The organism is Bacillus sp. AFS088145 (assembly GCF_002564465.1).
Classification (GTDB): Bacteria; Bacillota; Bacilli; order Bacillales; family Bacillaceae_G; genus Gottfriedia.
Genome location: NZ_NUUX01000008.1, coordinates 171,802 through 198,740, shown reverse-complemented (window position 1 = coordinate 198,740; position 26,939 = coordinate 171,802). Strand labels below are relative to the sequence as shown.

Genomic DNA, 26,939 nt, shown 5'->3' with positions numbered 1-26,939 from the left:
GAGACTCCAAAAATAAAACAGATGAAATTCATTTAGGAGGATGACGGATGAATCATTTATTAACCATGTCTGATTTAACAATCGAAGAAATTCAAGATTTGCTAGAACAAGCACAAAGCTTTGCAAATGGAGAAATAAGTAGCCTAAAACGTCAGACATTTGTTGCAAATTTGTTTTTTGAGAATAGTACGAGAACTCGCTTTAGCTTTGAGGTTGCTCAAAAGAAACTTGGACTTGAAGTTATAAACCTAGCTGTTGAAAGCTCAAGCATTCAAAAAGGTGAAACTTTATATGATACAGTTAAAACCCTTCAAGCAATTGGTGTTGAAGCAGTCGTAATCCGTCATACACAAGACGAGTATTTTCAAGAAATAAAAGATGCAGGAATGCCAATCCTGAATGCCGGCGATGGATGTGGAAATCACCCAACTCAATGCCTACTTGACATACTAACGATCAAACAAGAATTTGGAAGCTTTGAAGGATTAAAAGTAGCAATTGTTGGAGATTTAAGACACTCAAGAGTTGCACGCTCTAATGCTGAAGCACTAACTAGATTAGGTGCAGAAGTATACTTCGCAAGTCCTGATGAATGGAAAGATGATAAAAATACTTATGGAACATATAAAAAATTAGATGAATTAGTCGAAGAAGTTGATGTCATGATGCTATTAAGAGTTCAGCATGAAAGACATGACGAAGAGACAAATCACATAATGGAAAATTACTTACAAAAGCATGGCCTAACAGTCGAAAGAGCAGCAAAAATGAAATCTACAAGCATTATCATGCATCCAGCACCATTTAATCGAGATGTTGAAATTGCAAGTGAATTAGTTGAATGTAAGCAATCAAGAATCTTCAAGCAAATGGAAAACGGAGTATTTGTACGAATGGCTGTGTTAAAAAGAGCCTTACCAACAGTATGGGGAGAGATGAAAAATGAAGTACTTGTTTAAAAACGGTGTCATCTTACAAGAAAATGGTGAACTTCTAAATCGAGACGTATTAGTAGTTAATGGAAAAATCTCAGTAATCGCTGCAACAATCGTTGATGAAGATGCAAAGCAAATTGAATTAGACGGCAAACTGCTTTCACCAGGTTTAATTGATGTTCACGTACATCTTCGTGAGCCGGGCGGTGAACATAAAGAGACAATCGAAACAGGTACGAAGGCAGCGGCAAGAGGAGGATTTACCACAATTGCTGCAATGCCAAATACTCGACCAGTCCCAGATACAATCGAGCACCTAAGCGCATTAAACAAAAAAATAGAAGAAACAGCAGTCGTAAACGTATTACCCTATGCATCAATTACAATCCGACAAGCTGGTGAAGAGCAAACAGACTTTGAAGGCTTAAAAGAAAATGGAGCTTTTGCTTTCACAGATGATGGTGTAGGAGTTCAATCAGCTGAAATGATGTACAAAGCAATGCAAAAAGCAGCTGAACTAAATGTATCAATCGTTGCACACTGTGAAGAAAACACGCTGATTCAAAAAGGTTGTGTCCACGAAGGTAAGTTTTCAAAAGAAAATGGTTTAAATGGAATTCCTTCAATTTGTGAAAGTGTTCAAATTGCTCGAGATGTACTATTAGCTGAAGCTACAGGTTGTCACTATCATGTTTGCCATATCAGTACAAAAGAATCAGTAAGAGTGGTACGCGATGCAAAACGTGCTGGGATTAATGTAACGGCTGAGGTTTCTCCACACCATTTAATTCTTTGTGAAGATGATATCCCAGGCTTAGACACAAATTTCAAAATGAATCCTCCATTAAGAAGTGCAGTCGATCGTGAAGCATTAATCGAAGGATTACTTGATGGAACAATCGACATGATTGCAACAGATCATGCACCTCATACAGAAGAGGAAAAAGCTCAGGGAATGCAATTAGCACCGTTTGGAATTGTAGGGTTAGAAACTGCTTTTCCATTATTAAACACTCATTTTGTCCAAACAGGTAAAATGACTTTACAACAAGTAATAAACTTTTTAACAACTAAACCTGCTGAAGTTTTTAACTTAAACAGAGGGAAAATTGAAATTGGAGCGGTAGCAGACTTAACTGTAATCGACTTAGATTTAGAAGAGGAAATCGATTCAACAACATTCCTTTCAAAAGGTAAAAACACTCCATTTAATGGTTGGAACTGTAAAGGTTGGCCAGTAATGACAATGGTAAATGGCAAATTAGTATATGAAAGAGAGGAACTAACAGTATGATGCGTCAATTAATATTAGAGGACGGAACAGTTTTTGTAGGAGAAGGATTTGGTAGCGAAGTTGAAACAACAGGAGAAATCGTATTTACAACAGGTATGACAGGATATCAAGAGGTATTAACTGACCCATCTTACTGTGGACAAATCGTAACATTCACTTTCCCATTAGTAGGGAACTATGGTATCAACTTAGAGGATTTTGAAAGCATCGTACCAGCAGTACATGGATTAATTGTAAAAGAATATGCTGAGCATCCATCAAATTTCCGAAACAAAATGAGCTTGGATCAATATTGCAAAGATAAAGGAATTCCAGGTTTAGCAGGAATCGATACACGTATGTTAGTGAAAAAGCTTCGTGAAGTTGGGACGATGAAAGGTAAATTCTGCAGCATGGAAGCAAATGTTGATGAAGTAGTTGCAGAACTAACAAATACACCACTATTCACAAACCATGTTGAACGAGTTTCAACACAAAAACCTTATAGAAGTCCAGGGAGAGGACACCGAGTAGTATTAGTAGATTTCGGAATGAAGCACGGTATCTTAAGAGAATTAACAAACCGTAAATGTGACGTTACAGTCGTACCATATAATATTTCAGCAAAAGAAATTTTCTTACTTGCTCCAGATGGAATTATGTTAAGTAATGGACCTGGAGATCCAAAGGATGTTCAAGTAGCAATCGAAATGATTAAAGAAGTAGTAGGCAAAGTACCATTATTCGGAATTTGTTTAGGACACCAATTATTTGCTCTAGCAAATGGTGGAAATACTTCAAAACTAAAATTCGGTCACCGTGGTGCGAATCATCCAGTTAAACACTTAGAAACAGGAAAAGTAGCAATCACTTCACAAAACCATGGATATGCAGTAGAAATGGATTCGATTGAAGGTACTGAATTAGAAGTAACACATGTTGCACTAAATGATGGAACTGTAGAAGGACTTAAACATAAGACATACCCAGCATTCACAGTACAATATCACCCAGAAGCTTCACCTGGACCAGAAGATGCAAACTATTTATTTGACGAATTTATGAGCATGATGGAAGCACAGAAACGAGAGGGGAACTTACAATGCCAAAACGCGTAGACATTAAAACAATCTTAGTAATCGGATCAGGACCAATCGTAATCGGTCAAGCAGCAGAATTTGACTATGCTGGAACACAGGCTTGTCAGGCATTGAAAGAAGAAGGATACAAAGTAATTCTTGTAAACTCAAACCCTGCAACAATTATGACGGATGTACAAACAGCAGATAAAGTATACATCGAACCACTAACAGTAGATTTCGTTAGTCGCATCATTCGTAAAGAACGCCCAGATGCACTTCTACCAACACTAGGAGGTCAAACAGGACTTAACCTAGCGGTAGCATTAGATAACTCTGGTGTATTAAAAGAGTGTGGAGTAAAAATTTTAGGAACAACTTTAGAAGCGATTAACCGTGCAGAAGATCGCGACCTATTCAGAACATTAATGAACGACTTAAGCGAGCCAGTACCAGAAAGTGAAATCATTCATACTTTAGAAGAAGCATACGACTTCGTAGAAGAAATTGGCTACCCAGTTATCGTAAGACCTGCCTTTACTCTTGGAGGAACAGGCGGAGGAATTTGTAATAATGAAGAAGATTTAAAAGAAATCGTAGCAAGCGGATTAAAAAATAGCCCAGTAACACAATGTCTATTAGAGAAAAGTATTGCTGGTTTTAAAGAAATCGAGTATGAAGTAATGCGTGATGCAAATGACCATGCGATTGTAGTATGTAACATGGAAAACATCGATCCAGTTGGTGTTCATACAGGAGATTCAATCGTAATCGCTCCTTCTCAAACGTTAAGCGATCGCGAATATCAAATGCTACGAAATGTATCATTAAAAATCATCCGTGCTTTAGGAATTGAAGGTGGATGTAACGTACAGCTTGCACTAGATCCAGATAGCTTCCAATACTATGTAATCGAAGTAAATCCACGTGTATCACGTTCAAGTGCGCTTGCTTCAAAAGCAACAGGCTATCCGATTGCAAAATTAGCGGCAAAAATCGCAGTAGGCTTAACATTGGATGAAATGATTAACCCAGTTACAAAGAAAACTTATGCTTGCTTCGAGCCAGCATTAGACTATATCGTATCAAAAATTCCACGCTGGCCATTTGATAAATTTGAAACAGCAAACCGTCAGTTAGGAACTCAAATGAAAGCAACTGGAGAAGTAATGGCAATCGGTAGAACTCTTGAAGAGTCATTATTAAAAGCAGTGCGCTCTCTAGAATTAGGAATTAGTCACATCGAGCTTAACGCAGTAAAAGAACTTTCTAAAGACGAAATGATTACTCGCATGGCAAAAGCTGACGATGAAAGACTATACATTGTCGCTGAAGCAATGAGAACAGGTATGACATTAGAAGAAATACACGATATTACTAAAATTGATTTCTTCTTCCTACACAAAATTGAAAATATCATAAAAATGGAAAAACAAATTAAAGAAAACCATTTTGAACTAGATGTACTTTTAAAAGCTAAGAAAATGGGCTTCAGTGATGATTACATGGCATCACAATGGAATGCAACAAATAGAGAAATATACGAATTTAGAAAACAAAATCAAATCATTCCAGTATATAAAATGGTTGATACATGTGCAGCTGAATTTGAATCTTCAACACCATACTTCTATGGAACATATGAAATCGAAAATGAATCAATTGTAACGGATAAGAAGAGTGTAGTAGTACTTGGATCTGGTCCAATTCGAATCGGTCAAGGGATTGAGTTTGACTATGCAACAGTACACTGTGTAAGAGCAATTAAAGAGGCAGGATACGAAGCGATCATTATAAACAACAACCCAGAAACAGTTTCAACTGATTTCAGTATCTCAGACAAACTATATTTCGAGCCATTAACAATCGAAGACGTAATGCACATTATCGATTTAGAAAAACCGATGGGAGTAGTTGTTCAATTCGGTGGTCAAACAGCAATCAACCTAGCAGGCAAATTAGTAGAACGTGGTGTGAAAATTCTTGGAACTTCACTAGAGGATTTAGATCGTGCTGAAGACAGAGACAAGTTTGAAGAAGCACTTCAACAATTAGGAGTACCACAACCTCTAGGTAAAACTGCAATGACACCTGAAGAAGCAGCAAATATCGCTGATGAAATTGGTTATCCGGTATTAGTAAGACCATCATATGTACTTGGTGGACGTGCAATGGAGATTGTATACCACCGTGAAGAAATTCTTCACTACATGCAAAATGCAGTTAAAATCAATCCAGAACATCCAGTATTAGTCGACCGCTACTTAACTGGTAAAGAAATTGAAGTAGATGCAATCTCTGACGGAATCGATGTATACATCCCTGGTATTATGGAACATATCGAACGTGCTGGAGTTCACTCAGGAGATTCAATCGCAGTATACCCTACACAAAATGTATCAGCAGCTGCGAAGGAAAAATTAATCGACTATACAATTAAACTTGCAAAAGGCTTAAATATCAAAGGATTACTTAACATCCAGTTTGTTGTAACAGATAAAGATGAAGTATTCGTACTAGAAGTAAACCCAAGATCAAGCCGTACAGTACCATTCTTAAGTAAAATTACAAATGTACCAATGGCAAATATCGCAACAAAAGTTATCTTAGGTCAAACATTAGCTTCATTCGGATATGCAACAGGCTACCATCCAGAAGAAAATGAAGTATATGTAAAAGCACCAGTGTTCTCATTCGCTAAACTACGCTCAGTAGATATAACATTAGGCCCAGAAATGAAATCAACTGGAGAAGTAATGGGTAAAGATGTAAGTCTTCAAAAAGCATTATACAAAGCACTAATTGCTGCGGGAATGCAAATCCCAACACACGGTTCAGTAATCATTACAGTAGCTGATAAAGATAAAGAAGAAGTAGTAAATATCGCAAAACGCTTCCATGAAATTGGATTTACAGTATTCGGTACAGAAGGAACTAAAAATCATTTAGAAAACCACGGTGTACCTGTAAAAGCGGTAAACAAAATTAACGAGCATGAAGACAATATGCTAGATATGATCAAGCGTGGAGATGCACAGTTTGTTATCAATACGTTAACAAAAGGTAAAAAACCAGCTCGTGATGGATTCAGAATTCGTCGTGAATCAGTTGAAAACGGAGTAGTTTGCTTAACTTCACTAGATACAGCAACTGCAATATTATCAGTAATTGAAAGCTTAACATTCTCAACTTCTGCACTACCAAACAAAGAAATGAAGGCTGGCGTATTAGTATGATAAAAAAAGAACTCATGACAATTGTCTCAAACAGAGAAATTGCCCATCAAATTGTCGAAATGACATTAAAAGGTGAACTAGTTCAGGAGATGCACTCTCCTGGGCAGTTCGTCCATATAAAAGTGACTGGTGGACTAACGCCACTATTAAGAAGACCAATCAGTATATGTTCGATCGACAAAGAGAAAAGTGAGTTCACGATGATATTCCGCGCAGAAGGTGAAGGAACGAAGCTTTTAAAAGAAGCAAGCGTTGGACAACAAGTTGATGTATTAGGTCCTCTAGGTCAAGGTTATGATGTTGAAACTCTTTCAGAAGGAGATACAGCACTACTAGTTGGTGGTGGAATTGGAGTACCTCCGATGTATGAACTTTCGAAGCAATTTAAAGCTCGCGGTGTAAATGTAATTCATGTATTAGGATTTGCATCAAGTAACGTAGCTTTTTATGAAAAAGAATTTTCGGAATTAGGACCAACCTTTATGGCAACAGTAGATGGAACTCTAGGTACGAAAGGATTCGTAACAGATGTAATTCGTGAAAAAGAGCTTCAATTTGATCAATACTTTGCATGTGGTCCAACTGTAATGTTAAAAGCTTTACAACAGCAATATAAGGGTATGAAGGATGGCTATATATCACTTGAAGAACGAATGGGCTGTGGAATCGGAGCTTGTTTCGCATGTGTATGCCATACTGAAGACGGGTCATATCGTAAAATTTGTAGCGATGGACCAGTATTTCAAGCTGAGGAGGTAGTATTATGATTTCATTACAAACAAAACTTCCTGGCTTAGATTTGAAAAATCCTATTATGCCAGCTTCTGGTTGCTTCGGATTTGGTAGAGAGTTTGCAAATCTTTACGATCTAAGTATTCTTGGAGCTATTATGATAAAAGCAACAACTGTTGAAACACGATACGGAAATGAAACACCTCGTGTAGCTGAAACAGGGGCGGGGATGTTAAATGCGATTGGACTTCAAAATCCTGGTTTAGAAAAAGTAATTAACGGTGAATTAAAATGGTTATCAAATTATGATGTACCAATCGTTGCAAATATTGCTGGATCAACTATCGAAGACTATGTAACAGTCGCAAAAGAAATTTCAAAAGTAAGTAATGTAAAAGCACTAGAATTAAACATTTCTTGTCCAAACGTAAAATGTGGTGGGATTGCATTTGGAACGGATGCTGCAACAGCGGCTGAAGTAACTAAGAAAGTTAAAGAAGTAAGCGAAGTTCCGCTATACGTAAAATTATCGCCGAATGTAACGAATATTGTTGAAATCGCAACAGCAATTGAAAATGCAGGAGCAGATGGTTTAACAATGATCAATACATTACTAGGGATGAGACTAGATTTAAGAACTGGTAAACCAATTCTAGCTAATAAAACTGGTGGATTATCAGGTCCTGCAATAAAACCAGTAGCCATTCGTATGATTCATGATGTGAGCCAAGTAGTAAACATTCCAATCATCGGAATGGGCGGGGTTATGAATGCAGAAGATGCACTAGAATTTTTCCTAGCAGGAGCAAGTGCAATCGGTGTAGGTACGGCAAACTTCGTTGATCCATTTGCTTGTCCAACAATCATCGATGAACTGCCTGAAGTGCTACACAAATATGGTTATCAGTCAATTGAAGAATGTATTGGAAGGAGCTGGAAACAACATGTCATCACAAGTGGTCATCGCGCTTGATTTTTCATCAAAAGATGAAGTAATGAATTTTGTAAAAAAATTTCAAAAGTCTCTATATGTAAAGGTAGGGATGGAACTATTTTACAAAGAGGGTCCAGCGATCATAAAGGAATTAAAAGAATTAGGACATCAAATCTTCCTAGATTTGAAACTTCATGATATTCCAAATACAGTAAAACATGCAATGAAAAATATCGCATCTCTAGAAGTAGACATGGTTAATGTTCATGCAGCTGGTGGAACGAAAATGATGAAGGCAGCATTAGAAGGGCTAGAAGAAGGCACTCCAGCTGGTAAAAAAAGACCTTTACTAATTGCAGTAACTCAACTGACAAGCACTTCAGAAGAACAAGTAATCAATGAACAAGGAATTTCTTCTTTACAGGATTCGATTAAACTATATGCTGCTATAACAGAAGAAAGCGGTCTTGACGGTGTAGTTTGCTCTCCACTTGATGTAGAGTTAGTTCAAGCAGCAGTTGAAGGTGAGAACTTCCTTACTGTAACACCTGGTATTCGCCTAGCAGATAATAGTGTAGATGATCAAGTACGTGTAACAACTCCAGCGAAAGCTAGACAATTTGGAAGTAGCTATATTGTAGTAGGACGCAGTATTACAAAAAGCGAAAATCCAGTAGAAGCATATGAAGAAGTAATTGCACAATGGGAGGGCGTAACAATATGAAAAAGAATATCGCAGCAAACTTATTAAGCATTGGGGCAGTAAGCCTTCAACCTGAAACTCCATTTACTTGGGCATCAGGAATCAAATCTCCAATCTATTGTGATAATCGCCTAACTCTTGGCTATCCAGAAATTCGTAAAAACATTGCAAAAGGCTTAGTAGAACTAATCCAAACTAAATTTGGTAACGTAGATGTAATCGCTGGAACTGCAACTGCTGGAATTCCACACGCAGCATGGACAAGTGATTTAATGGAATTACCAATGGTTTATGTACGTAGCTCTGCAAAAGGCCACGGCAAAGGAAACCAAATCGAAGGTCCAATTAAAACTGGACAAAAAGTAGTAGTAGTAGAAGATCTAATCTCAACTGGCGGCAGCGTAATTACATGCGTTGAAGCTTTACGCGAAGCGGGCTGCGAAGTACTAGGAGTAGTCTCAATCTTCACATACAATCTTCCAGCAGCAGTAGAGAAATTCGATGCAAACGACGTAACTTACTATTCTCTAACTGACTATGACACACTAGTTGAAGTAGCAAAAGAACAAGGCTCAATCGAAGCAGAACATGTAGCAAAACTAACGGCATGGAGAAAAAATCCACAAGATGCTAGTTGGATGACTGTTGAAGTTTAATACTTAGAATAGGAAAGATGACTTTTTGGAGTCATCTTTTTTTTGTGGGGTGAGTTACTGCAAATAAATCGTCCGAAAGTGCAAATAAAAAAAGATGACTGCAATTAAATCGATCTGGAGTGCAAATAAAAAGATGACTGCAAATAAATCGTCCGAAAGTGCAAATAAAAAAAAGATGACTGCAAATAAATCGATCTGGAGTGCAAATAAAAAGTGGACTGCAAATAAATCGTCCGATATTACAAATAAAATCGTCGAAACTACAATTAAAATAGCCAGAAGTGCAAATAAAAAAAGTGAACTGCAAATAAAAAAGCCAAATGTGCAATTAAAAATATCAATTCTGCAAATAAAATAATCAAAACAGCAATTAAAAAATTCAAAAGTTCAAATAAGTCTTAGAATTAATTTGATTTAAAAGAAAGTGAGAGGGAAAATAAGTAAATCCCAACAAAACAATGAGGTAATGACATGAAAAAAGAGGATCGCAAATAAAATTTGATAATAGCAATTAAAAAACGGAAATCGCAATTAAAAATAGAGAACAGCAATTAAATTTAAGTAATCACAATTAAAAATAGTAAAATCGCAAAAAACCATAAAAGTCACACTCAACCGACTGCTCCACAATAGAAAATTCAAATAAAATAAGCTTCCAAGCGTTAAATCACCTAAAATGATCAGGATTCACGTAAAAAATCATCAAAATGAAAAACTTTCACCTGAAAATCTTACTAATTTAGTGTTCTTTCACACCCTAAACCGAAACAAATTATTTAATAAATAATTAATAAGTTTTTAAACTATTCATAAAATTGATTGAAAGAAACTTTAAAATTGGAGGGTCAAGTATGTCAATCGCAAAACAATTTCTTTCGAATAGTTTAAAGGAATTCAAAGGGATAAAAAATCTTGGTGATCGTTCGATGGATCAGCTAAATAATGAGGAGTTGCACTTACAACCATCTAGTGAATCAAATAGTATTTCCATAATTGTAAAGCATTTAAGTGGTAATATGATTTCTAGATGGACGGATTTTCTTACGACGGATGGTGAAAAATCATGGCGAAATCGTGATGTTGAGTTTGAGGGGATTTACCAATCCAAAGATAAGTTATTAGCTGATTGGAATAAAGGATGGAATGTTGTTTTTAACACACTAGAGAGTCTACAAGAAGAAGATGTACTAAAAACAATTAAAATTCGTGGTGAAGATCATACTGTTTTACAAGCAATACATAGACAAATTAGTCATTACGGAAATCATATTGGTCAAATTGTTTATATAGCTAAATTAATAAAAAATGAGGAATTTAAGAGTTTGAGTATCCCAAAAGGAAAATCTCAAGAATTCTTAGAATACAAACTGAATGAAACAAATAAATCTACGACTTAGGTTGTAGATTTTTTTACGCATAAAGAAAGTTAAAATTTGCAGCGGTGAAGCAAGCTCCGCGAAGTAGCCAATTTTAGTAAAATTATAATTGCAACTACACCCTCTGTCTTTGCCTAAAAACTCTCAAATTCGCGAGTTTTCTTTAAAAATTACTAGCTTTATCTTTCACTTCACTCTGTACTATGACGGATTGAAGTATGTTTATCCAAATTTCAAGAAGTTAAAAAGTGTCACAAAAGAGACTAAAATTTAGTAAATATTAGTAAATTTTTCCTTATTTAATATTCTTGTATAGAATTGTGATGAATGATTCGACAGTAAAAATAAACAACACATATCACTCTCTATTTCAAATACAGAAAATATTTGTAAAAGGAGATGTTTAAATGAAAAAATTAATCGGAGTAAGTGTCTTATCTGCAAGTTTAGTCTTAACTGCAACCCCTATTAGCTATGCTGGTACAAACGATTTACCTTATGTAAAAGAAATTTTAGTATTACAACCGAATGTTTCAGAAAAAGAATTATTAAAGGATGTAGAATCCATTTCTAAAAACACTGGTGATACGAAAGAAGCTATATTAAAACAACTTTTTAGTGAACTGAAACAAGACGAAGCTCAGGGATTGTCAGAAAAAAATTGCAAGCTAGAGGTGGTGGTGGTGATACTGTTCCTGTTGGTACAGGAGTAAAAGGCCAGATTTACTATACGGCATCAGAAACTGCTTACTTAAATCATGGACATGTAGGAATGTATTATAATGCTGAAACTGTAGTCGAATCTGTTCCAAAAAAGGGAGTTCGTACATTAGATTACGAAAATAGAAAAGTAGACAAAGGTGATGCACAAGTCAGATCCGTTAACACTACAACTGCAAAACGTAATGCAGCTGCCGATTGGGCACGCAGTCGAGTAGGTAAAGATGACTACTCTTACAATTTTGCAACTAACCGTAAAACAGATCATACTGGTGATAAAAACTGTGCAAAGTTAGTCTGGTCTGCCTATAAGTTAAAATCAGGCTTAGATTTAGATATAGACAAAGGATCAGGTGTATATCCGAGGGATATTCGTGATGCAAAAGATACAACGCTAGTTCGTAAAATATAAATTTTATAAGGCGATAAGTTGCACAGTTTGACTTATTGCCTTTTATTATAGCCTAGGAGAAAAAAATGAAAAAAAAGAATAAATATATCATACTATTTCTAACTTGCTTACTAGTTATTTATAGTTGTTATTTTGTTGTTAATAAGATTAGAGTTTCTCCATTTATTGTAAAAGAGGAGACCATTCGAAAGAGTAACTTTTTAGATGATAAACAAGTAGTCTTATATTATTCTTCTACTGCGGATTGACCGCAAAAATCCCATACAGCCCTGATCATTCGATCTATATTTATGGTAAGGAGCTTTTCTTCACAAATGGATTAGGTGAGGTTTACACAGTGGACACTACTAGTAATCTAGTCAAAAAGAAATTTACAATTGAAAATCCACGAAAAGGTCCGTATCGCTATGGAGAACAAACATATTTCAAAAATGATTCAATGTATGTTGTAAGGTATGATTCAAAAAAGAAAGTTAAATATTATATTGAACAATATTCTTTAGAAACTGGCAAAAAAACAAAGGTAGTTCAAATGGAAGGTGTAGAGGAAATTTTGTCATCAATAAAAGGGAAATCAGTTCATTCATACGATTTTAAAATATTGAAATAGAAAAAGAAAATAAATAAAAAATCTTAAAATCTACGCCTTAAGTTGTAGATTTTTTTTATGCACCTTAAGACTAATAGTGTACCAATGTTCAATCAATCTAATGAAGAAATAGATTAATTGAAAGAGTAGAATGTATTTGAGACCAGATAAAAGGATTAACGAAGAGGGTAGAAAAGTAGTTCTGAGTTCTGGGAGAGACGTTTTAAACAACATAAGAATACAAAAATATCTCTCCAGATCCATTTAGAAATGCATTACTTTAATCCTATTAAAAATTTTAATAGTGAAAATAGTTAGAAAATATTGTAAAATGTTACAGGTTAGGGGGATGGCAATAGATGAAAATTTTAATCGAAACAGTTAATCATTTTAAACCGTATTGGAAAGTATTTCTAATTGCTTTTGTATGTTCATTAATTGCTGGCGCATTTGCGATTATTCCGCCGATTTTGACTGGTAAATTGGTCGATGAGATTGTTGGTGGTCCTGATTCAAAAATTATCTTTTATTTAATTTTAGGGATTATGCTTTCATTCTTATTTAAGGTCGGTTTTGAATCATTACAAGAATTTATTCAAGTAAAAATTGGTCTAGATGTAATTACAGATATGCAATTACGTGCATTTACAAAGCTTCAAAAAGCACCAATGACGTTTTTTTCGACAACACCACGAGGGGATATGTTATATAGGTTAACGCATGATGTAGAGTCTGTTCAAAACTTGAATAATACAGTTATACCACGTTTTATTCAACAAGTAATTGCGGCAATTGCAGCATTTATAGCGGTGTTTCCATTATATTGGCCAGCGGCTGTGGTCATGCTCATTGTATTTGCAATTTATTTAGTTCCTTCATTTATGATTGGTAAAAAAGTAAGGAAAATGGGGGCTATAGCCCGTGATATGAGTGCTGATTTATATAATCACACGCAAGAAAGTATTGAATCTGTTCGTCTAGTGCGAACATTTCAAACACAGGATAAAGAAAATAAAAAATTAGAAGATAAGTTGTCTGTTTGGAAAAGATTTGCTATTCGGTTGGCTTTAATCGGGAAGGTTAATTGGCGTTTAGGAAATGTGTTTAATAATGGTGCACCAGGGGTCATTATGTTAATTGGTGGATATTCGATCTGGCAGCATGAAATTACAGTTGGTACATTAATTGCTGTTCTAGGTTTTATCCCAACAATGTTTATGCCTGTCCGCTCGTTAGCTGAAAATGCATTAACAATTCAACAAGCAATTCCAGCACTTCAAAGAATATATGAGTACTTCGACCTACCTGCAGAACAACCTGATGATTTACCAAAATTTGGAGAAGTGAAAGGTGATATAGAAGTTAAAAATATTCGATTTACTTATCCGAATTCAACTGAAGAAGTTCTAAAAGATGTTTCATTCTCAATTAGAGCAGGTCAACATATTGGGATTGTTGGTTCAAGCGGTGGAGGAAAAAGTACATTAATTCAGTTATTACTCGGATTATACCAGCCTTCTTCAGGATCGATTTCAGTTGATCATAAAGATTTATCTTCTCATGATTATCAATCATTACGCCAAAATATTGGTGTCGTTTCACAAGAAACATTTCTTTTAAATAGTACATTAAAGCAAAATTTACTATATGCCAAACCTAATGCAACTGATGAAGAACTTGGGCTTGCTGTTCAAGCAGCGGACTTATCTGATTTAGTTGAGTCACTACAGGAAGGTTTTGAGACGATTGTTGGTGAAAGAGGGCTAAAATTATCTGGTGGTCAAAGACAACGAGTAGCTCTTGCAAGAGCAATATTACGTCATCCTCCAGTATTAATTTTCGATGAGGCTACATCATCATTAGATGGAGAAACAGAGGAAAAGGTACAATCTTCACTTGAAAAGTTAATCCCAGGTCGTACAACAATTACAATTGCACATCGACTAGTAACAGTAAAGGATGCGGATTGTATTTTATTATTAGATAAAGGACGTATTGCTGAACAAGGTACACATGAAGAATTATTATCATTAAAAGGTCAGTACTATCAATTATATATGGCACAATACAGTGAACTAGAAAAGGAGAGTGCTGTATGATGCTGAAAAATACAAAAAAAATAGGCGATGGGAAAAGAGTCATAAACTTTCTCAAGCCCCATAAAAAATGGGTATTTGCAGATTCATTTGTCATTGCTTTAAGTCAAGTTTGTGCAGCATTAATACCAACTCTAGGAACGGGTTGGTTAATTGATCATATACTTCCAAATCATGACAATGCATTACTATGGGGATTAATGTGGTTGCTTGTTATTGCTGCAATTCTTGATTTAATTTTAATGGTCATTGATGAGTATTTTTGTCATCATATTGCTAAATCTGTTACAAACTGGCAAAAACTACGCTTATTTAAGCACTTGCAAATTTTACCTTATTCATATTTTCATCAGTCTAAATCTGGTGAATTATTAGCACGAGTTTCTGATGACCCAGATACACTGCATAACTTTTTAGCATGGGAAGGCTCTACTTTTATGGCTTCTGTTCAAGGAGTATTTATATATAGTATTGTCTTACTTTGGATTAATCCTTATTTAATGATTACAAGTGTTGTTTTAGGTGTTTTATTTTACTGGACATCTAATAAAGTCGGAGCCCGTACCAGAATTGCTTCGGCTAAAGCTAGAACTGAAGCGTCACGTTATTTAGAAAGATTACGAGAATCAGTAACAGGGATCCAACTTTCAAGAATTCTTGGTGCAACGGATTATGAAATTCAAAGTGTTGCCGATATCCGTAAATCATTTATTAAGGAATCAATTATCGAATTAAAAGCAAGAATGCAATCAATAGTCGTAATTGGTAGCTATAATGGTTTTGCTTTAGCTGCTGTCTATTTTATTAGTGTTTTACTAATTTCAAATGATCAAATCACAACGGGACAAATGTATACGGCAGGGGGACTTGTGACCATTGCCGCTAATGAGATTCAAAGAATGCTAAGAAACTGGCTCTCAGTACGTAGAACTGGTCCAGCATTAGATCGTTCTGAAAAATTGTTAGCTGAAGAAGTTTCAGAATTTGAAGTGCAAGAGGGTGAAAAATTAAATTCAGTTAATGGGTTAATTGAATTTAAAGATGTAAAATTTGCCTATCCAACGAAGGAAGAATTTGTGTTAAATGGATTGTCATTTCATGTGAAACCAGGGGAAGCAGTGGCCGTAGTAGGACCAAGTGGTGCTGGAAAATCAACAATTGTAGATTTATTATTAGGTTTCTATCCGTTAAATCAGGGAACAATTGAAGTAGATGGTTTACCAATTGAAAAAGCGAATGCAAAGTGGATTAGAGATGCAATCTCGTTTGTTTCGCAAGATGTACAGCTAAGAAATGGTAGTTTAGCGGATAATATTCGTATAGGAAATGAATTGGTGACAGATGATGAAATGATTAAAGCTCTAAAAGATAGTGGATTATCAGACTATCTAAATTCATTACCAGATGGTCTAGAATCATCAATTGGTGAACGAGGGGCACTATTATCTGGTGGTCAAAAACAAAGATTATCATTAGCAAGAGCTTTAGTTAAAAACTCTCCTATCCTTATTTTAGATGAAGCAAGTTCGGCTTTAGATCCAATTACAGAGTTACAAATTAATGAAGCGATTCAACAGCGAAAATCAAAGCAATCTGTCATCGTAATTTCACATCGATTATCTACCGTATTAACAGCGGACAGAATCGTTGTACTAGAAAATGGGAAAGTAGTCGAAGAAGGTACGCATCATTCCTTATTAGAAAAAGATGGCGTTTATTCAAGATTATTTAAAAGAGAAGCTGAAACTGGTGAAAATGTAATTAGTGTATCGTAAAAAGATTAAAAAGGAGTGTTAGAATGACTAATATTTCAGTAAAACTTTACGAAACAAAAGAAGAGCTAAGAAAAGGCTTTGAAGTATTAAAACAACTTCGTACACACTTAAATGAAGAATCATTCTTTAATTTGTACGAAGAAATGCAAAAACAAGGGTATCAATTATTTGGGTTGGAAGATCAAGGAGTGACGGTTGCAGTCGCTGGAGTTAGTATTTTAACAAATTTCTATAATGGTAGACATGTATTTGTTTACGATTTAGTGACGGATGAAAGTAAACGATCAAATGGATACGGCAAGAAATTACTAGATTTTATTTCTGATTTTGGAAAAAGAAATGGCTGTCAATTAGTAACACTACAATCCGGTGTCCAAAGAATTAATGCGCATCGTTTTTATGAACATAAAATGGAGTATAAAAAACTATCTTATTCTTTTAGTAAAGATATTGAATGAACTAAAAAACCCTAATAATTTAGGGTTTTTTCATGCGGTTGAAAAACAACCTTGCAATTAAATTATCAAATTTTCAATAATTAAGAGCCCTTAGAAATAAAGGGCTCTTAAAATTAGAATTCATTATGTATATGTTTTTTTATTAATTCAACAACATCTAAAAGATAATTACTTTCGTGAGATACAAACTGATTTTTATCTACTGATTTTTGAATTGGAATTTTTTCATTTGTTTCAGTAATTTGAAAACCATCAACTTCTACTGTATCTCTTAATCCATGTGCGAATTGATAAAATTGATTAAAATCAGCTTTCACTATGCCTGAAACTTCTTCTTTTTGTAGGTTGAAATCAGTAAATGATTTATCGCTTTTTAGTAAAAAAACATGACTCAATTCTTGATCATTAATCGTTTCTAAAATGATCGAATTTTTAATGATGCCAAGAGGGATTACATCTTCCATTTTTACTTCTATTCCAAGTTCTTCTTTTACTTCTCTTAATCCATCTTGAACTGTTTCAGTAGATAATAAATGACCAGCAGCAGTAATATCAAATAAATTCGGATAATCCTTTTTTAGATGACTACGGATTTGAAAATAGATTGAAGTTTGGTCTTCTACTATACTAAGTAACCAGCAATGAAATGTTTCGTGCCATAATCCCTTTTTATGTACTTCACTTCGAGTGGCTTCTCCTATATGATTACCAGATTCATCAAAAATGTTAAGTAATTCTTCTTTCATTTAACTAACCACCTTGTTTTTGAGCTATGAACCATGTACTTCATTATAAAATAAATTTTGTCGGATTGAAGTATATTTTTGATTGATCAAGATATTTTACAATTCCACATCATTAGAAATAGAATAAGGCGGTCCCCCTAAGACCGCCATTTACTAAAGATGATGTTAGAAGTATTCACTCTTTATCTATATATAAGTCTGCCTTTATTCAATACTAATGCTGCTAGTGCTATAAAGATCATACCCATAATAGCGGGTGCGGCATGACCAAGTGATACGTAGATTTGACCTCCTATAATCGGTCCAATTATTCTTGCTAAAACCTGAATAGATTGGCTACCTCCTTGAATTCTGCATTGTTCACTAGGATCAACAGTCTTGGAGACCATCCCATTAAATGAAGGTCCGAAGATTGAATCGCCAAATCCAAATATAAACATACCAACAATAAGTAGAGGGTAATAAAATCATTATTTTAAGAATCGGTAACAGGAAGACTAATGTATAAGGAATAGTGTGAAATATAGGTTTAGCAAGCTTGACATGCATTTTGAATTACCCTGCTCGAGTTAACTATTTTCTGAAAAGTTTACATTCATCCATAATTAGGTTAATTTAGTATTATATATTTGTAAAAGTTTGTCTTTAGTTGAGTAATGTTATGATTTGTAGACACTTTCACAAATGACTTCATTAAATTTAAATTATTAGGTGAATTGAAATGAGAATAGCTTTTTTTGACTCAGGAATTGGTGGGTTAACTGTCTTAAATGAGGCACTGAAAAAATTACCAAATGAAGATTTTTTATATTTTGCTGATACTCTCCACGTTCCTTATGGTACAAAGACGAAGGAAGAAGTAAGTGCATTTGTAAAAAAGTCTGTTGAAATGATTATTAAAGAAGATGTAAAAGCACTTGTAATTGCATGTAATACGGCGACTAGTATTGCAGTGAATGAATTGAGAGAAATGTATGATTTTCCGATTATCGGTATGGAACCGGCTGTAAAACCAGCTGTTGAAATGAACCGAACAACTGGTAAGAGAGTATTAGTTTTTGCGACTCCACTTACGTTAAAGCAAACAAAGTATAATGAGCTTATTTCTAGAGTGGACGATCTAAGTATTGTTGATTCATTACCTTTACCAGAGCTTGTTCATTATTGTGAGGAATTAAATTTTGATGAAAATTTTATGATTGATTATTTTAAAAGTAAACTTTCATTATTTAATATTGAGCAATATGGAACAATTGTTTTAGGTTGTACTCATTATCCATTTTATAAAAACATCTTACAAAAGATTTTACCTGAAGATGTTCAAATTGTTGATGGAAGTAATGGTACTGTAAAAAGATTAATCCAGCTTCTTGGAGAAAATGGCCAATTATATGAAACTGGTCAAACAAATGTCAAATTTATGTGTTCGAATAATGACATAGAATATATTGAGAAGACAAAGCAGGCGTTAAACTACTTACAAAATGAGAGATAAGAGATAAGCTAAATTTTCAGCTTATCTTTTTTATTAGGTTTAATATAGGACTATAGCTGTTTATTCTAGAATAGGTGTTAAAGGCAATCTTTTTGAAAACTAATTAATAGGGAAGGTTGTGATTAATTGGTAAAAATAAAGGATGTTTTAAAGTATTTCGGCGTCATTACGATGCTATTTTTTGCTACTTATTTAATTATTAAATAGATAAGAGAATATGAGATTTACACGAATTTAATTTTTGGATTTTGCGTAGGACTTGTACTATTTTTGGGATCATTACTAAGTAGTAATAATGAAAAAGTAAAATAGTTTTAGCTTAGAGGTTATAAAAGTAGAGTAAATGGTGCTATATTAAGCTTAATAGAACTATACTTGTTTTGCCATATACTAAGGTAGATAAGTAAAAATGGTGCCCTTTATAGGCACCATTTTTTTTATTTCTTCAATTTTAAAACGAGTTCTTCATCAGGTGTTACATAAACTGTATTGTTTTGTTCGTATATGACAAAACCTGGTTTGGAACCATTGGGTTTTTTAACATGGCGAATTTCCGTGTAATCAACTGGGACCGAACTTGATTGACGTGCTTTACTAAAATATGCAGCGATAATAGCTGCTTCTTTAATCGCAGTTTCACTTGGATCCTTAGCACGAATAACAACATGGGAGCCCGGGATATCTTTTGTATGAAACCAAAGTTCGTCTCTACTTGCAAGTTTATTTGTTAAATAATCATTTTGTTTATTATTTTTGCCGACTAATAATGGTTCACCAGTAGTAGAGATATATTCATCTAATGTAACTTTTTGTTTGTTAGACTTTTGGGCTTTTTTCGATTTTTTCTTTCTTATATAACCAGTCTCCACTAGTTCTTCTCTAATTTCTTCTAAATCTCGTGGTGAAGCAGACTCGATTTGCTGAATAACTGTCTCTAAATAATCATTTTCTTCTTTTGTTAATTTAATTTGTTCTTGTATATGTGCGACAGAATTTTTAAGCTTAGTATATTTGGTGAAATAAGCTTGTGCATTTTCTGAGGGTGTTTTTAATGGCGATAAAGGAATGACCATTGTGGCACCATTTTCGTCATAGTAATTAATTACTTCAATTTCTTTCATACCTTTTTGTAGTGCAAACATATTTGCAGTAAGCAATTCACCTTGTAACTGAATTTTATCTGCTTTATCAGTATCTTCAAGACTTTTGTGTAACTTTTTAATTTTTTTCTTATTTTTTGTCAGTTCATTTTGTAACAGTTTTTCTAAATCTCCGCTTTGTTGTTTTACACGGTCACGTTCGGCTTTACCAAAGTAATAAACATCTAACAACTCGCTTAAGCTGTCGAAAACAGTTTGTTCGGCTTGTAAGTGAGTTAAATTTATGAAATAAAACATTTCTCTCGATTCTAAGCGGAAAAGTGAAGGGGTAAACTTTTTTAATTGTATTTCATTCATGATTGTTTTAAATGAATTATACACATCTTCTTTTCCATTATAGACAATTTCATTTGCGAGTAATGGAGAGATTCCGGAGAAATGTTGAACAATTGCTTCGGATGGTGATTGATCACTTTGAATAATAAATTGATTAAACTCCTCTTTGGAAGTGATCTGAAATGGATCATGCTTTTCTTGATTAGGAGGAGAAATATAAGTAGCACCGGGTTGTACTATTCGATGGCGATTAACAGCCATTGGTACATGCTTTATACTATCTAATATTACTTGTCTTTCTTCATCAATTAAAAGGATATTACTATGTCTACCCATTAGTTCAATGATCAATGTTCGGTATTGTTCATCACCAATTTCATTTCTACTACGGACTTTAATGTTAACGATTCGCTCATGTTCTAATTGTGTAATGCTTTCAATGAACCCACCATTTAAATGTTTTCTTAAAAGCATTGTAAACATTGATGGTTCTGATGGGGTATCGTAGTTTTGATTTGTAAAATGGAATCTTGCGTAACTAGGGTGTGCGCTTATTAGTAGTTTGAAGTTGGCACCATTTGCTCTCACAGTAAGTAGTACTTCATAGTTACTTGGTTGTACAATTTTTGATATTCTTCCGGTTGTTAGTTTAGAAGCTACTTCGTTTGTCATAGCTCCTGTAAAAAGTCCGTCAAAAGACATATGTATCACGTCCTACTCTTTAAAACACTATTTTTTAAAAAATTTAACTTTTAATCATTCTATAAAATGATGAGGTTATTAAATGCGACTTAAGATCAATTTAAATAAGGATGTTGATTTCCACTGCAGGATGCTCGCTTTCCATGTGACGAGATTCTTGAGCCTCTCCGTCGCATATGCTCCTGTAGGATTTCACCTTTCCCGCATATCCCATAGGAGTCGAGCATCCTTTTAGCTCCAATCACTTCTCTAATTGTAATCAATTCTAAGTGCAATAAAATGATTAGGGTTCAAACTAAGTGACTTAATAATCTCAAAAAAGTACGTTGATTTCTACTCTAGAATGGACGAGTTATATGGAAACGAAAAGATTTTAAATTATAAACTTTAAAAGACCATACAAACGTATTTTTAAGGTTTTTCCCCTAATAAACGATCCTAAAGTTTCAATTAACTTATTCATTATATTTCTCAATTCAACATAATTCTTAAACTGGCTCATATCCATTAAATAAACAATCAAGAAATTTCTCATGGAATTCAATCATACAATATCTTGATTGGTCTTGTCACAGTTCTAGTTGGTTAAAAGCTAGATTTATTTTCATCATTATATCATTTATTTGGACGAGTCTGAATATGCTTTTATGAGAGGTAAGGGGGACAACTTACCTAATGTTTAATTAGGGGTGAACGCGGGTATGAATTTTTATCGGATGAGAGCGGAAGAAGTCGTGCAAGTAACGAATACAAATGTTTCCTCCGGTTTAACTGATGAGGAGGTAAAGAAAAGGCGAGCAACTTTTGGGGCAAATGAATTAAAGGAATCAGAGAAAACTTCCAAACTCGTTTTATTTTTAAATCAGTTTAATGATTTTATGGTATTTGTTCTATTAGGCGCAACGATTATATCAATCTTTTTAAAGGAAGTAGTAGATGCAGTTGCGATTATGGCAATTGTTTTAATTAACGGGATTTTAGGATATTTTCAAGAAGCTAAGGCAGAGAGATCATTAGAAGCTTTGAAAGAATTGGCTGCTCCACAAGTAAATGTTTTGCGTGATGGGCAGTTTGTTAAGCTACCTTCAAGAGATTTAGTAGTTGGGGATATTATTAAGTTTTCAAGTGGCGATCGGATTGGTGCTGATATTCGCATAATCGAAGCATCAAGTTTATACATAGAAGAATCAGCGCTAACAGGTGAATCTGTACCGGTTCAAAAAAGATTTGAATCAATTCAGTCAGATGATATTGGTATTGGTGATCAAGATAATATGGGCTTTATGGGAACACTCGTTACGCGTGGTAATGGTAAAGGCGTTGTAGTTTCGACAGGAATGAAAACAGCGATGGGGCAAATTGCGAATTTACTTCAAAATACAGAAACCATTGTTACACCTTTACAAAGACGATTAGAACAATTAGGTAAAATATTGATTATTTTAGCATTATTTTTAACAGCTTTAGTTGTATTTATCGGTGTTTATCAAGGGAATGAATTATATCATATGTTTTTAGCGGGTGTGTCACTTGCAGTTGCTGCGATTCCGGAAGGTTTGCCAGCAATTGTAACGGTTGCTTTATCACTTGGTGTGCAACGGATGATTAAAAAGAAAGCAATCGTTCGAAAGCTTCAAGCGGTTGAAACATTAGGGTGTGCTTCAGTCATTTGTTCAGATAAAACAGGGACTATGACAGAAAATAAAATGACTGTTACAAATATTTGGTCGGGCGGATCTAGTTTTGAAGTATCTGGAAACGGATATGCAATAGATGGAGAATTTACGAATAAAGAGAGAACGATTAATCCGACTTTAAATAAACAATTATTTCAAACTCTTGTATTCGGATCTATTTGTAGTGATGCAGAATTAATTCAAAAGAAAAAAGAAATCGTACTAGATGGTGATCCTACTGAAGGTGCAATTGTTGTTGCAGGTTATAAAGCTGGTATTGACCGTGAATACGTAAATTCAAATTTTACTAGAATACATGAGCTTCCTTTTGATAGTACACGGAAAATGATGTCGGTCGTTGTAAAAAATCGATCAGGTGAACAATTTGTGATTACAAAGGGTGCACCAGACGTCTTACTTTCAAAATGTAATACAATTTTATGGCATGAAAGAGAAGAACAATTAAATACGTTTAGACAAAATTCAGTTGAAAGTACAATCGAAACATATGCAAATAATGCACTTCGTACGATTGCGATTGCTTTTAAACCATTAAATCCAAATTCGATCATTGATGAAAGGGATCTCGAAAGCAATTTAACTTTTATTGGTTTACAGGGGATGATTGACCCACCAAGAGCAGAAGTTGCACAAGCTGTTCAAGAATGTAAAGAAGCTGGTATAAGAACGGTTATGATTACTGGGGATCATAAGTTAACAGCTTCTAGTATTGCTAGAAAACTAGGAATCTTAAGAGATAACGGTAGAGTTGTAGAAGGAAAAGAATTAGATGCACTTTCTGTAGAGCAGATCCAGGAATTTGTTGAAGATGCTGCTGTATTTGCCCGAGTTTCACCTGAGCATAAATTGAAAATTGTAAAAGCACTTCAAGCGAATGGCCATATTGTAGCAATGACTGGTGATGGCGTAAATGATGCACCAGCCATTAAAGCAGCGGATATTGGAATTTCAATGGGTATTACTGGTACGGATGTAGCAAAGGAAGCTTCAGCATTAGTTTTACTTGATGATAATTTTGCGACAATCAAATCTGCAATTAAAGAAGGTCGCAATATTTATAGTAATATTCGTAAATTTATTCGTTATTTATTAGCTTCAAATGTAGGTGAAATTTTAGTTATGTTGTTTGCAATGTTATTAGCTTTACCGCTACCTCTTGTTCCAGTACAAATTTTATGGGTAAATCTAGTGACTGATGGTTTACCTGCAATGGCATTAGGTGTGGATTCAGCTGAAGATGATGTAATGAAAAGAAGTCCTCGTTCATTATCAGAAGGGATTTTTGCAAGAGGTTTAGGATGGAAAATTATTTCAAGAGGGTTTTTAATTGGATTTGTCACACTATTAGCATTCATTATTTCCTATAATCAACATCCGAATCAACTAGAATACGCACAAACGGTAGCATTCTCTACTTTAGTATTAGCTCAATTAATTCATGTTTTTGATTGTAGGAGTGAACGTTCTATTTTCCATCGAAATGTATTTGGAAATTTATATTTAATTGGTGCTGTAATCGTTTCAATGCTATTAATGCTAGTTGTTATTTACTACCCACCATTACAACCAATATTCAAAACGATTCCAATCGTGCCTAGAGATTGGTTCTTAATTGGAGGGCTTTCATCAATTCCAACTTTTATGCTTGCAGGTGCATTATTTTCTAAGAAAAAATAATTTGCGAACAAAATGGATAACCAACCTAAAATATGTTATAATTCCTAAAGGTAGTAGAGGTATGCTCTATTACCTTTTCTCTTTTACATATTGAATGAAATTTGGGAAATAAATTAGAGAGAAAATTAGTGTATTGGAAGTGGAACAATGGTCGTAAGTATGACAGGGTATGGTAAAGCCATTTTGTCAAATGAACAGTACAAATTACATATTGAAATGAAAGCAGTGAATCATCGATACTTAGAGACAATCGTTCGAATGCCGAGGCAATTATTAGCTTATGAAGATGCAATTAAGAAAATTGTAGCTGAGTATACTAGTCGAGGTCGAGTTGAGGTTTTTGTTACAATTGAGGGCTTATTAAAACGTACATTACAAATAGATGAAGGCTTAATTCAACAATATAAAAAAGCGATTGAACATCTTTCAGGTGAAGAGCAAAATAAATCTTTTTATAATCCAATCGATTTATTAAAGCTACCTGAAGTTACTACAGTAAGTGAAGTAGAACAAATCAATGATAATTTTGAAGAATTATTATTAACGACTACTGAAAATGCATGTCAACAATTTTTTGATGTTAAGTGCAAAGAAGGTGGACAACTTAAAAAAGATTTAATAGAAAGATTAACAGCAATTGAAGAATGTAAAAAACAGATTATTGTTCACTCTCCTCTTGTTATGAAATCATATCGTGAAAAACTTCAATCTAAATTAGCGGAAGTTGAATTAACAGCGGTTGATGAGCAAAGATTATTAACAGAAATTATGCTCTTTGCAGATCGATGTGACATATCTGAAGAATTAGTTCGACTAACTAGTCATTTAGAATTGTTTAATGAAACTTTACAAATAAAAGAATCAATTGGGCGAAAATTAGATTTCATCGTACAAGAAATGAATCGAGAAGTGAATACGATTGGTTCTAAAGCAAATTCATTAGATATTTCTAAACAAGTTGTTGAAATTAAAAATAATCTTGAAAAAATTAGAGAGCAAGTTCAAAATATTGAATAATGTAAAAGATTTGTTTATAGTTGCAAAGGTCCGGTAACAATGTGAAGTAGAAGACTAATTAATTTTTTATTAATTGACTCTGACACAACAGGAAGTAACAGTAGATTGACCTTTAATAAATTAAACTGTCTAGAATTAGAAGGGTAGGGTCATAAATGAGGCATGAAAGAGGCTTATTAATCGTACTTTCTGGTCCATCAGGAGTAGGTAAGGGTACGGTGCGTAAAGCTATTTTTGATAATAAGGACTTAGATCTGCAATATAGTATTTCGATGACGACAAGAAATCCTCGTGAAGGTGAAGTACATGGAGTAGATTATTTCTTTACATCAAAAGAAGATTTCAAACAGAAAATAAATGAAGATAAGTTTCTTGAGTGGGCAGAGTTTGTAGGTAATTACTATGGAACGCCAATTGATTATGTTGAAAAAACATTAAGTGAAGGAAAAGACATTTTCCTAGAAATTGAAGTTCAAGGTGCCCTGCAAGTAAAAAAAGCTTTTCCTGAAGGGATTTTTATTTTCTTAGCCCCTCCGAGTATGAGAGAATTACAAAATAGAATTGTAACAAGAGGTACAGAAACTGAAGATGTGATTATGAATCGTATGAATGCAGCAAAAGAAGAAATTGAAATGATGGATGCATACGATTATGTAGTTGAAAATGATCAAGTTGACTTAGCTTGTGACCGTATTAAAGCAATTATTTTAAGTGAACATTTAAAACGTGAACGAGTTGCAAATTATTATAAAAGAATGATGGAGGCCGAATAAACTATGTTATATCCTTCGATTGACCGTTTATTAACAAAATTAGACTCAAAATATACGCTAGTAACAGTTGCTTCAAAGCGTGCTCGTGAAATGCAAGTAAATAAAGATACTCGTGTTGAAAAACCAGTATCTTATAAATTTGTAGGAAAAGCATTAGAAGAAATTAATGCTGGTTTATTATCTTATAGAAAACTTGAAGAAGTTAAAGAAGATTAATATTTAACTGTGTGATGAGGCTGTCCCAAAACATTTGCTAATTTTCCATATGACTAAAAAGGACAACGTGGTGTTTAACACCTCTCCTAAAAGTTTCGTGGTGATTAGAAATGGGGGGCAGTCTTATTTTTGTGATAAAATGGCCGAGTAGTTTAATCGACGAAAAGTCCTGACTTTAGTAAATAGGATAAGTACAACTAAGCTTA

At 34.2% G+C, this 26,939-nt stretch carries 24 protein-coding genes and 1 pseudogene; 22 read left to right on the top strand and 3 right to left on the bottom strand.

The genetic code is table 11. The features are described 5' to 3' along the window. The first annotated feature begins 47 nt into the window (after window positions 1-47). The 17 genes from COI44_RS05560 (at window position 48) to COI44_RS05485 (ending at window position 16,974) form a co-directional block, all read left to right on the top strand. Window positions 48-959: an aspartate carbamoyltransferase catalytic subunit gene (locus COI44_RS05560; protein WP_098427029.1), complete on the top strand. Its 912-nt coding sequence runs from the start codon at window positions 48-50 to the stop codon at window positions 957-959. Next, window positions 943-2,229: a dihydroorotase gene (locus tag COI44_RS05555; protein WP_098427028.1), complete on the top strand. Its 1,287-nt coding sequence runs from the start codon at window positions 943-945 to the stop codon at window positions 2,227-2,229. The genes COI44_RS05560 and COI44_RS05555 overlap by 17 nt, the downstream gene beginning before the upstream one ends. Continuing rightward, a complete protein-coding gene (locus COI44_RS05550) occupies window positions 2,226-3,326 on the top strand; it encodes a carbamoyl phosphate synthase small subunit (RefSeq protein WP_098427027.1) in 1,101 nt (366 codons plus the stop codon). The genes COI44_RS05555 and COI44_RS05550 overlap by 4 nt, the downstream gene beginning before the upstream one ends. Then, the gene (gene carB / locus COI44_RS05545) at window positions 3,311-6,523 is read left to right on the top strand and encodes a carbamoyl-phosphate synthase large subunit (protein WP_098427026.1); all 3,213 of its coding nucleotides are present in this window, start codon (window positions 3,311-3,313) and stop codon (window positions 6,521-6,523) included. The genes COI44_RS05550 and carB overlap by 16 nt, the downstream gene beginning before the upstream one ends. Beyond that, entirely contained in the window at window positions 6,520-7,290 is a 771-nt protein-coding gene (locus COI44_RS05540) for a dihydroorotate dehydrogenase electron transfer subunit (RefSeq protein ID WP_056471012.1), read from the top strand. The genes carB and COI44_RS05540 overlap by 4 nt, the downstream gene beginning before the upstream one ends. Then, a complete protein-coding gene (locus COI44_RS05535; RefSeq protein WP_098427025.1) occupies window positions 7,287-8,228 on the top strand; it encodes a dihydroorotate dehydrogenase in 942 nt (313 codons plus the stop codon). The genes COI44_RS05540 and COI44_RS05535 overlap by 4 nt, the downstream gene beginning before the upstream one ends. Beyond that, window positions 8,200-8,913 (top strand): orotidine-5'-phosphate decarboxylase, encoded by a 714-nt coding sequence (pyrF, locus tag COI44_RS05530; RefSeq protein ID WP_098427024.1) that lies wholly within the window; start codon window positions 8,200-8,202, stop codon window positions 8,911-8,913. Before COI44_RS05535 ends, pyrF begins: the two co-directional genes overlap by 29 nt. Then, a complete protein-coding gene (gene pyrE, locus COI44_RS05525; RefSeq protein ID WP_088013014.1) occupies window positions 8,910-9,548 on the top strand; it encodes an orotate phosphoribosyltransferase in 639 nt (212 codons plus the stop codon). Before pyrF ends, pyrE begins: the two co-directional genes overlap by 4 nt. 94 nt (window positions 9,549-9,642) lie before the next feature. Further along, on the top strand, window positions 9,643-9,906 hold the full coding sequence (locus COI44_RS05520; protein ID WP_142329230.1) for a hypothetical protein: 264 nt from the start codon (window positions 9,643-9,645) through the stop codon (window positions 9,904-9,906). A gap of 493 nt (window positions 9,907-10,399) precedes the next feature. Next, a complete protein-coding gene (locus tag COI44_RS05515; RefSeq protein ID WP_098427022.1) occupies window positions 10,400-10,945 on the top strand; it encodes a DUF1572 family protein in 546 nt (181 codons plus the stop codon). A 386-nt stretch (window positions 10,946-11,331) separates the two neighbouring features. Then, window positions 11,332-11,637: a hypothetical protein gene (locus COI44_RS24510; RefSeq protein WP_286163780.1), complete on the top strand. Its 306-nt coding sequence runs from the start codon at window positions 11,332-11,334 to the stop codon at window positions 11,635-11,637. Then, a complete protein-coding gene (locus COI44_RS24505) occupies window positions 11,586-12,056 on the top strand; it encodes a YiiX/YebB-like N1pC/P60 family cysteine hydrolase (protein ID WP_286163778.1) in 471 nt (156 codons plus the stop codon). Before COI44_RS24510 ends, COI44_RS24505 begins: the two co-directional genes overlap by 52 nt. Before the next feature lie 65 nt (window positions 12,057-12,121). Continuing rightward, window positions 12,122-12,304: a hypothetical protein gene (locus COI44_RS05505; RefSeq protein WP_098427021.1), complete on the top strand. Its 183-nt coding sequence runs from the start codon at window positions 12,122-12,124 to the stop codon at window positions 12,302-12,304. Next, window positions 12,301-12,666 carry a hypothetical protein gene (locus COI44_RS05500; protein WP_098427020.1) on the top strand — a complete coding sequence of 122 codons (366 nt, stop codon included), beginning with the start codon at window positions 12,301-12,303 and terminating at the stop codon, window positions 12,664-12,666. Before COI44_RS05505 ends, COI44_RS05500 begins: the two co-directional genes overlap by 4 nt. 338 nt (window positions 12,667-13,004) lie before the next feature. Then, window positions 13,005-14,744, top strand: a complete 1,740-nt coding sequence (locus COI44_RS05495; protein ID WP_098427019.1) for an ABC transporter ATP-binding protein — start codon at window positions 13,005-13,007, stop codon at window positions 14,742-14,744. Then, on the top strand, window positions 14,741-16,516 hold the full coding sequence (locus COI44_RS05490) for an ABC transporter ATP-binding protein (protein ID WP_098427018.1): 1,776 nt from the start codon (window positions 14,741-14,743) through the stop codon (window positions 16,514-16,516). The genes COI44_RS05495 and COI44_RS05490 overlap by 4 nt, the downstream gene beginning before the upstream one ends. 23 nt (window positions 16,517-16,539) lie before the next feature. Then, window positions 16,540-16,974 carry a GNAT family N-acetyltransferase gene (locus tag COI44_RS05485; RefSeq protein WP_098427017.1) on the top strand — a complete coding sequence of 145 codons (435 nt, stop codon included), beginning with the start codon at window positions 16,540-16,542 and terminating at the stop codon, window positions 16,972-16,974. 113 nt (window positions 16,975-17,087) lie between these two features. On the opposite strand, the gene COI44_RS05480 is transcribed toward COI44_RS05485, so the two are convergent. Together COI44_RS05480 and COI44_RS05475 are read right to left on the bottom strand one after the other, a co-directional pair. Next, on the bottom strand, window positions 17,088-17,720 hold the full coding sequence (locus COI44_RS05480) for an NUDIX hydrolase (RefSeq protein WP_098427016.1): 633 nt from the start codon (window positions 17,718-17,720) through the stop codon (window positions 17,088-17,090). Window positions 17,721-17,902: 182 nt separating this feature from the next. Then, window positions 17,903-18,184: pseudogene (locus COI44_RS05475) on the bottom strand (MFS transporter); the annotation flags it as partial. Between the two features lie 257 nt (window positions 18,185-18,441). Here COI44_RS05475 and murI point away from each other — a divergent pair. After that, on the top strand, window positions 18,442-19,215 hold the full coding sequence (murI, locus tag COI44_RS05470; protein ID WP_098427015.1) for a glutamate racemase: 774 nt from the start codon (window positions 18,442-18,444) through the stop codon (window positions 19,213-19,215). A 437-nt stretch (window positions 19,216-19,652) separates the two neighbouring features. On the opposite strand, the gene COI44_RS05465 is transcribed toward murI, so the two are convergent. Continuing rightward, on the bottom strand, window positions 19,653-21,353 hold the full coding sequence (locus COI44_RS05465; RefSeq protein WP_098427014.1) for an Rqc2 family fibronectin-binding protein: 1,701 nt from the start codon (window positions 21,351-21,353) through the stop codon (window positions 19,653-19,655). A gap of 701 nt (window positions 21,354-22,054) precedes the next feature. Here COI44_RS05465 and COI44_RS05460 point away from each other — a divergent pair. From COI44_RS05460 to rpoZ, 4 genes are all read left to right on the top strand, one after another. Further along, entirely contained in the window at window positions 22,055-24,727 is a 2,673-nt protein-coding gene (locus COI44_RS05460; RefSeq protein WP_098427013.1) for a calcium-translocating P-type ATPase, SERCA-type, read from the top strand. A 147-nt stretch (window positions 24,728-24,874) separates the two neighbouring features. Next, window positions 24,875-25,744, top strand: coding sequence for a YicC/YloC family endoribonuclease (locus COI44_RS05455; protein WP_098427012.1), 870 nt, complete (start codon window positions 24,875-24,877; stop codon window positions 25,742-25,744). 155 nt (window positions 25,745-25,899) lie between these two features. Further along, the gene (gene gmk / locus COI44_RS05450) at window positions 25,900-26,517 is read left to right on the top strand and encodes a guanylate kinase (protein WP_069034530.1); all 618 of its coding nucleotides are present in this window, start codon (window positions 25,900-25,902) and stop codon (window positions 26,515-26,517) included. A gap of 3 nt (window positions 26,518-26,520) precedes the next feature. Next, window positions 26,521-26,733 carry a DNA-directed RNA polymerase subunit omega gene (gene rpoZ / locus COI44_RS05445; protein ID WP_098427011.1) on the top strand — a complete coding sequence of 71 codons (213 nt, stop codon included), beginning with the start codon at window positions 26,521-26,523 and terminating at the stop codon, window positions 26,731-26,733. The last annotated feature ends 206 nt before the right edge of the window (window positions 26,734-26,939 follow it).

Coding starts and splice junctions, on each gene's coding strand:
- COI44_RS05560 (WP_098427029.1), top strand. CDS start 48: ATGAATCATTTATTAACCATGTCTGATTTAACAATCGAAGAAATTCAA.
- COI44_RS05555 (WP_098427028.1), top strand. CDS start 943: ATGAAGTACTTGTTTAAAAACGGTGTCATCTTACAAGAAAATGGTGAA.
- COI44_RS05550 (WP_098427027.1), top strand. CDS start 2,226: ATGATGCGTCAATTAATATTAGAGGACGGAACAGTTTTTGTAGGAGAA.
- carB (WP_098427026.1), top strand. CDS start 3,311: ATGCCAAAACGCGTAGACATTAAAACAATCTTAGTAATCGGATCAGGA.
- COI44_RS05540 (WP_056471012.1), top strand. CDS start 6,520: ATGATAAAAAAAGAACTCATGACAATTGTCTCAAACAGAGAAATTGCC.
- COI44_RS05535 (WP_098427025.1), top strand. CDS start 7,287: ATGATTTCATTACAAACAAAACTTCCTGGCTTAGATTTGAAAAATCCT.
- pyrF (WP_098427024.1), top strand. CDS start 8,200: ATGTCATCACAAGTGGTCATCGCGCTTGATTTTTCATCAAAAGATGAA.
- pyrE (WP_088013014.1), top strand. CDS start 8,910: ATGAAAAAGAATATCGCAGCAAACTTATTAAGCATTGGGGCAGTAAGC.
- COI44_RS05520 (WP_142329230.1), top strand. CDS start 9,643: ATGACTGCAATTAAATCGATCTGGAGTGCAAATAAAAAGATGACTGCA.
- COI44_RS05515 (WP_098427022.1), top strand. CDS start 10,400: ATGTCAATCGCAAAACAATTTCTTTCGAATAGTTTAAAGGAATTCAAA.
- COI44_RS24510 (WP_286163780.1), top strand. CDS start 11,332: ATGAAAAAATTAATCGGAGTAAGTGTCTTATCTGCAAGTTTAGTCTTA.
- COI44_RS05505 (WP_098427021.1), top strand. CDS start 12,122: ATGAAAAAAAAGAATAAATATATCATACTATTTCTAACTTGCTTACTA.
- COI44_RS05495 (WP_098427019.1), top strand. CDS start 13,005: ATGAAAATTTTAATCGAAACAGTTAATCATTTTAAACCGTATTGGAAA.
- COI44_RS05490 (WP_098427018.1), top strand. CDS start 14,741: ATGATGCTGAAAAATACAAAAAAAATAGGCGATGGGAAAAGAGTCATA.
- COI44_RS05485 (WP_098427017.1), top strand. CDS start 16,540: ATGACTAATATTTCAGTAAAACTTTACGAAACAAAAGAAGAGCTAAGA.
- COI44_RS05480 (WP_098427016.1), bottom strand. CDS start 17,720: ATGAAAGAAGAATTACTTAACATTTTTGATGAATCTGGTAATCATATA.
- murI (WP_098427015.1), top strand. CDS start 18,442: ATGAGAATAGCTTTTTTTGACTCAGGAATTGGTGGGTTAACTGTCTTA.
- COI44_RS05465 (WP_098427014.1), bottom strand. CDS start 21,353: ATGTCTTTTGACGGACTTTTTACAGGAGCTATGACAAACGAAGTAGCT.
- COI44_RS05460 (WP_098427013.1), top strand. CDS start 22,055: ATGAATTTTTATCGGATGAGAGCGGAAGAAGTCGTGCAAGTAACGAAT.
- COI44_RS05455 (WP_098427012.1), top strand. CDS start 24,875: ATGGTCGTAAGTATGACAGGGTATGGTAAAGCCATTTTGTCAAATGAA.
- gmk (WP_069034530.1), top strand. CDS start 25,900: ATGAGGCATGAAAGAGGCTTATTAATCGTACTTTCTGGTCCATCAGGA.
- rpoZ (WP_098427011.1), top strand. CDS start 26,521: ATGTTATATCCTTCGATTGACCGTTTATTAACAAAATTAGACTCAAAA.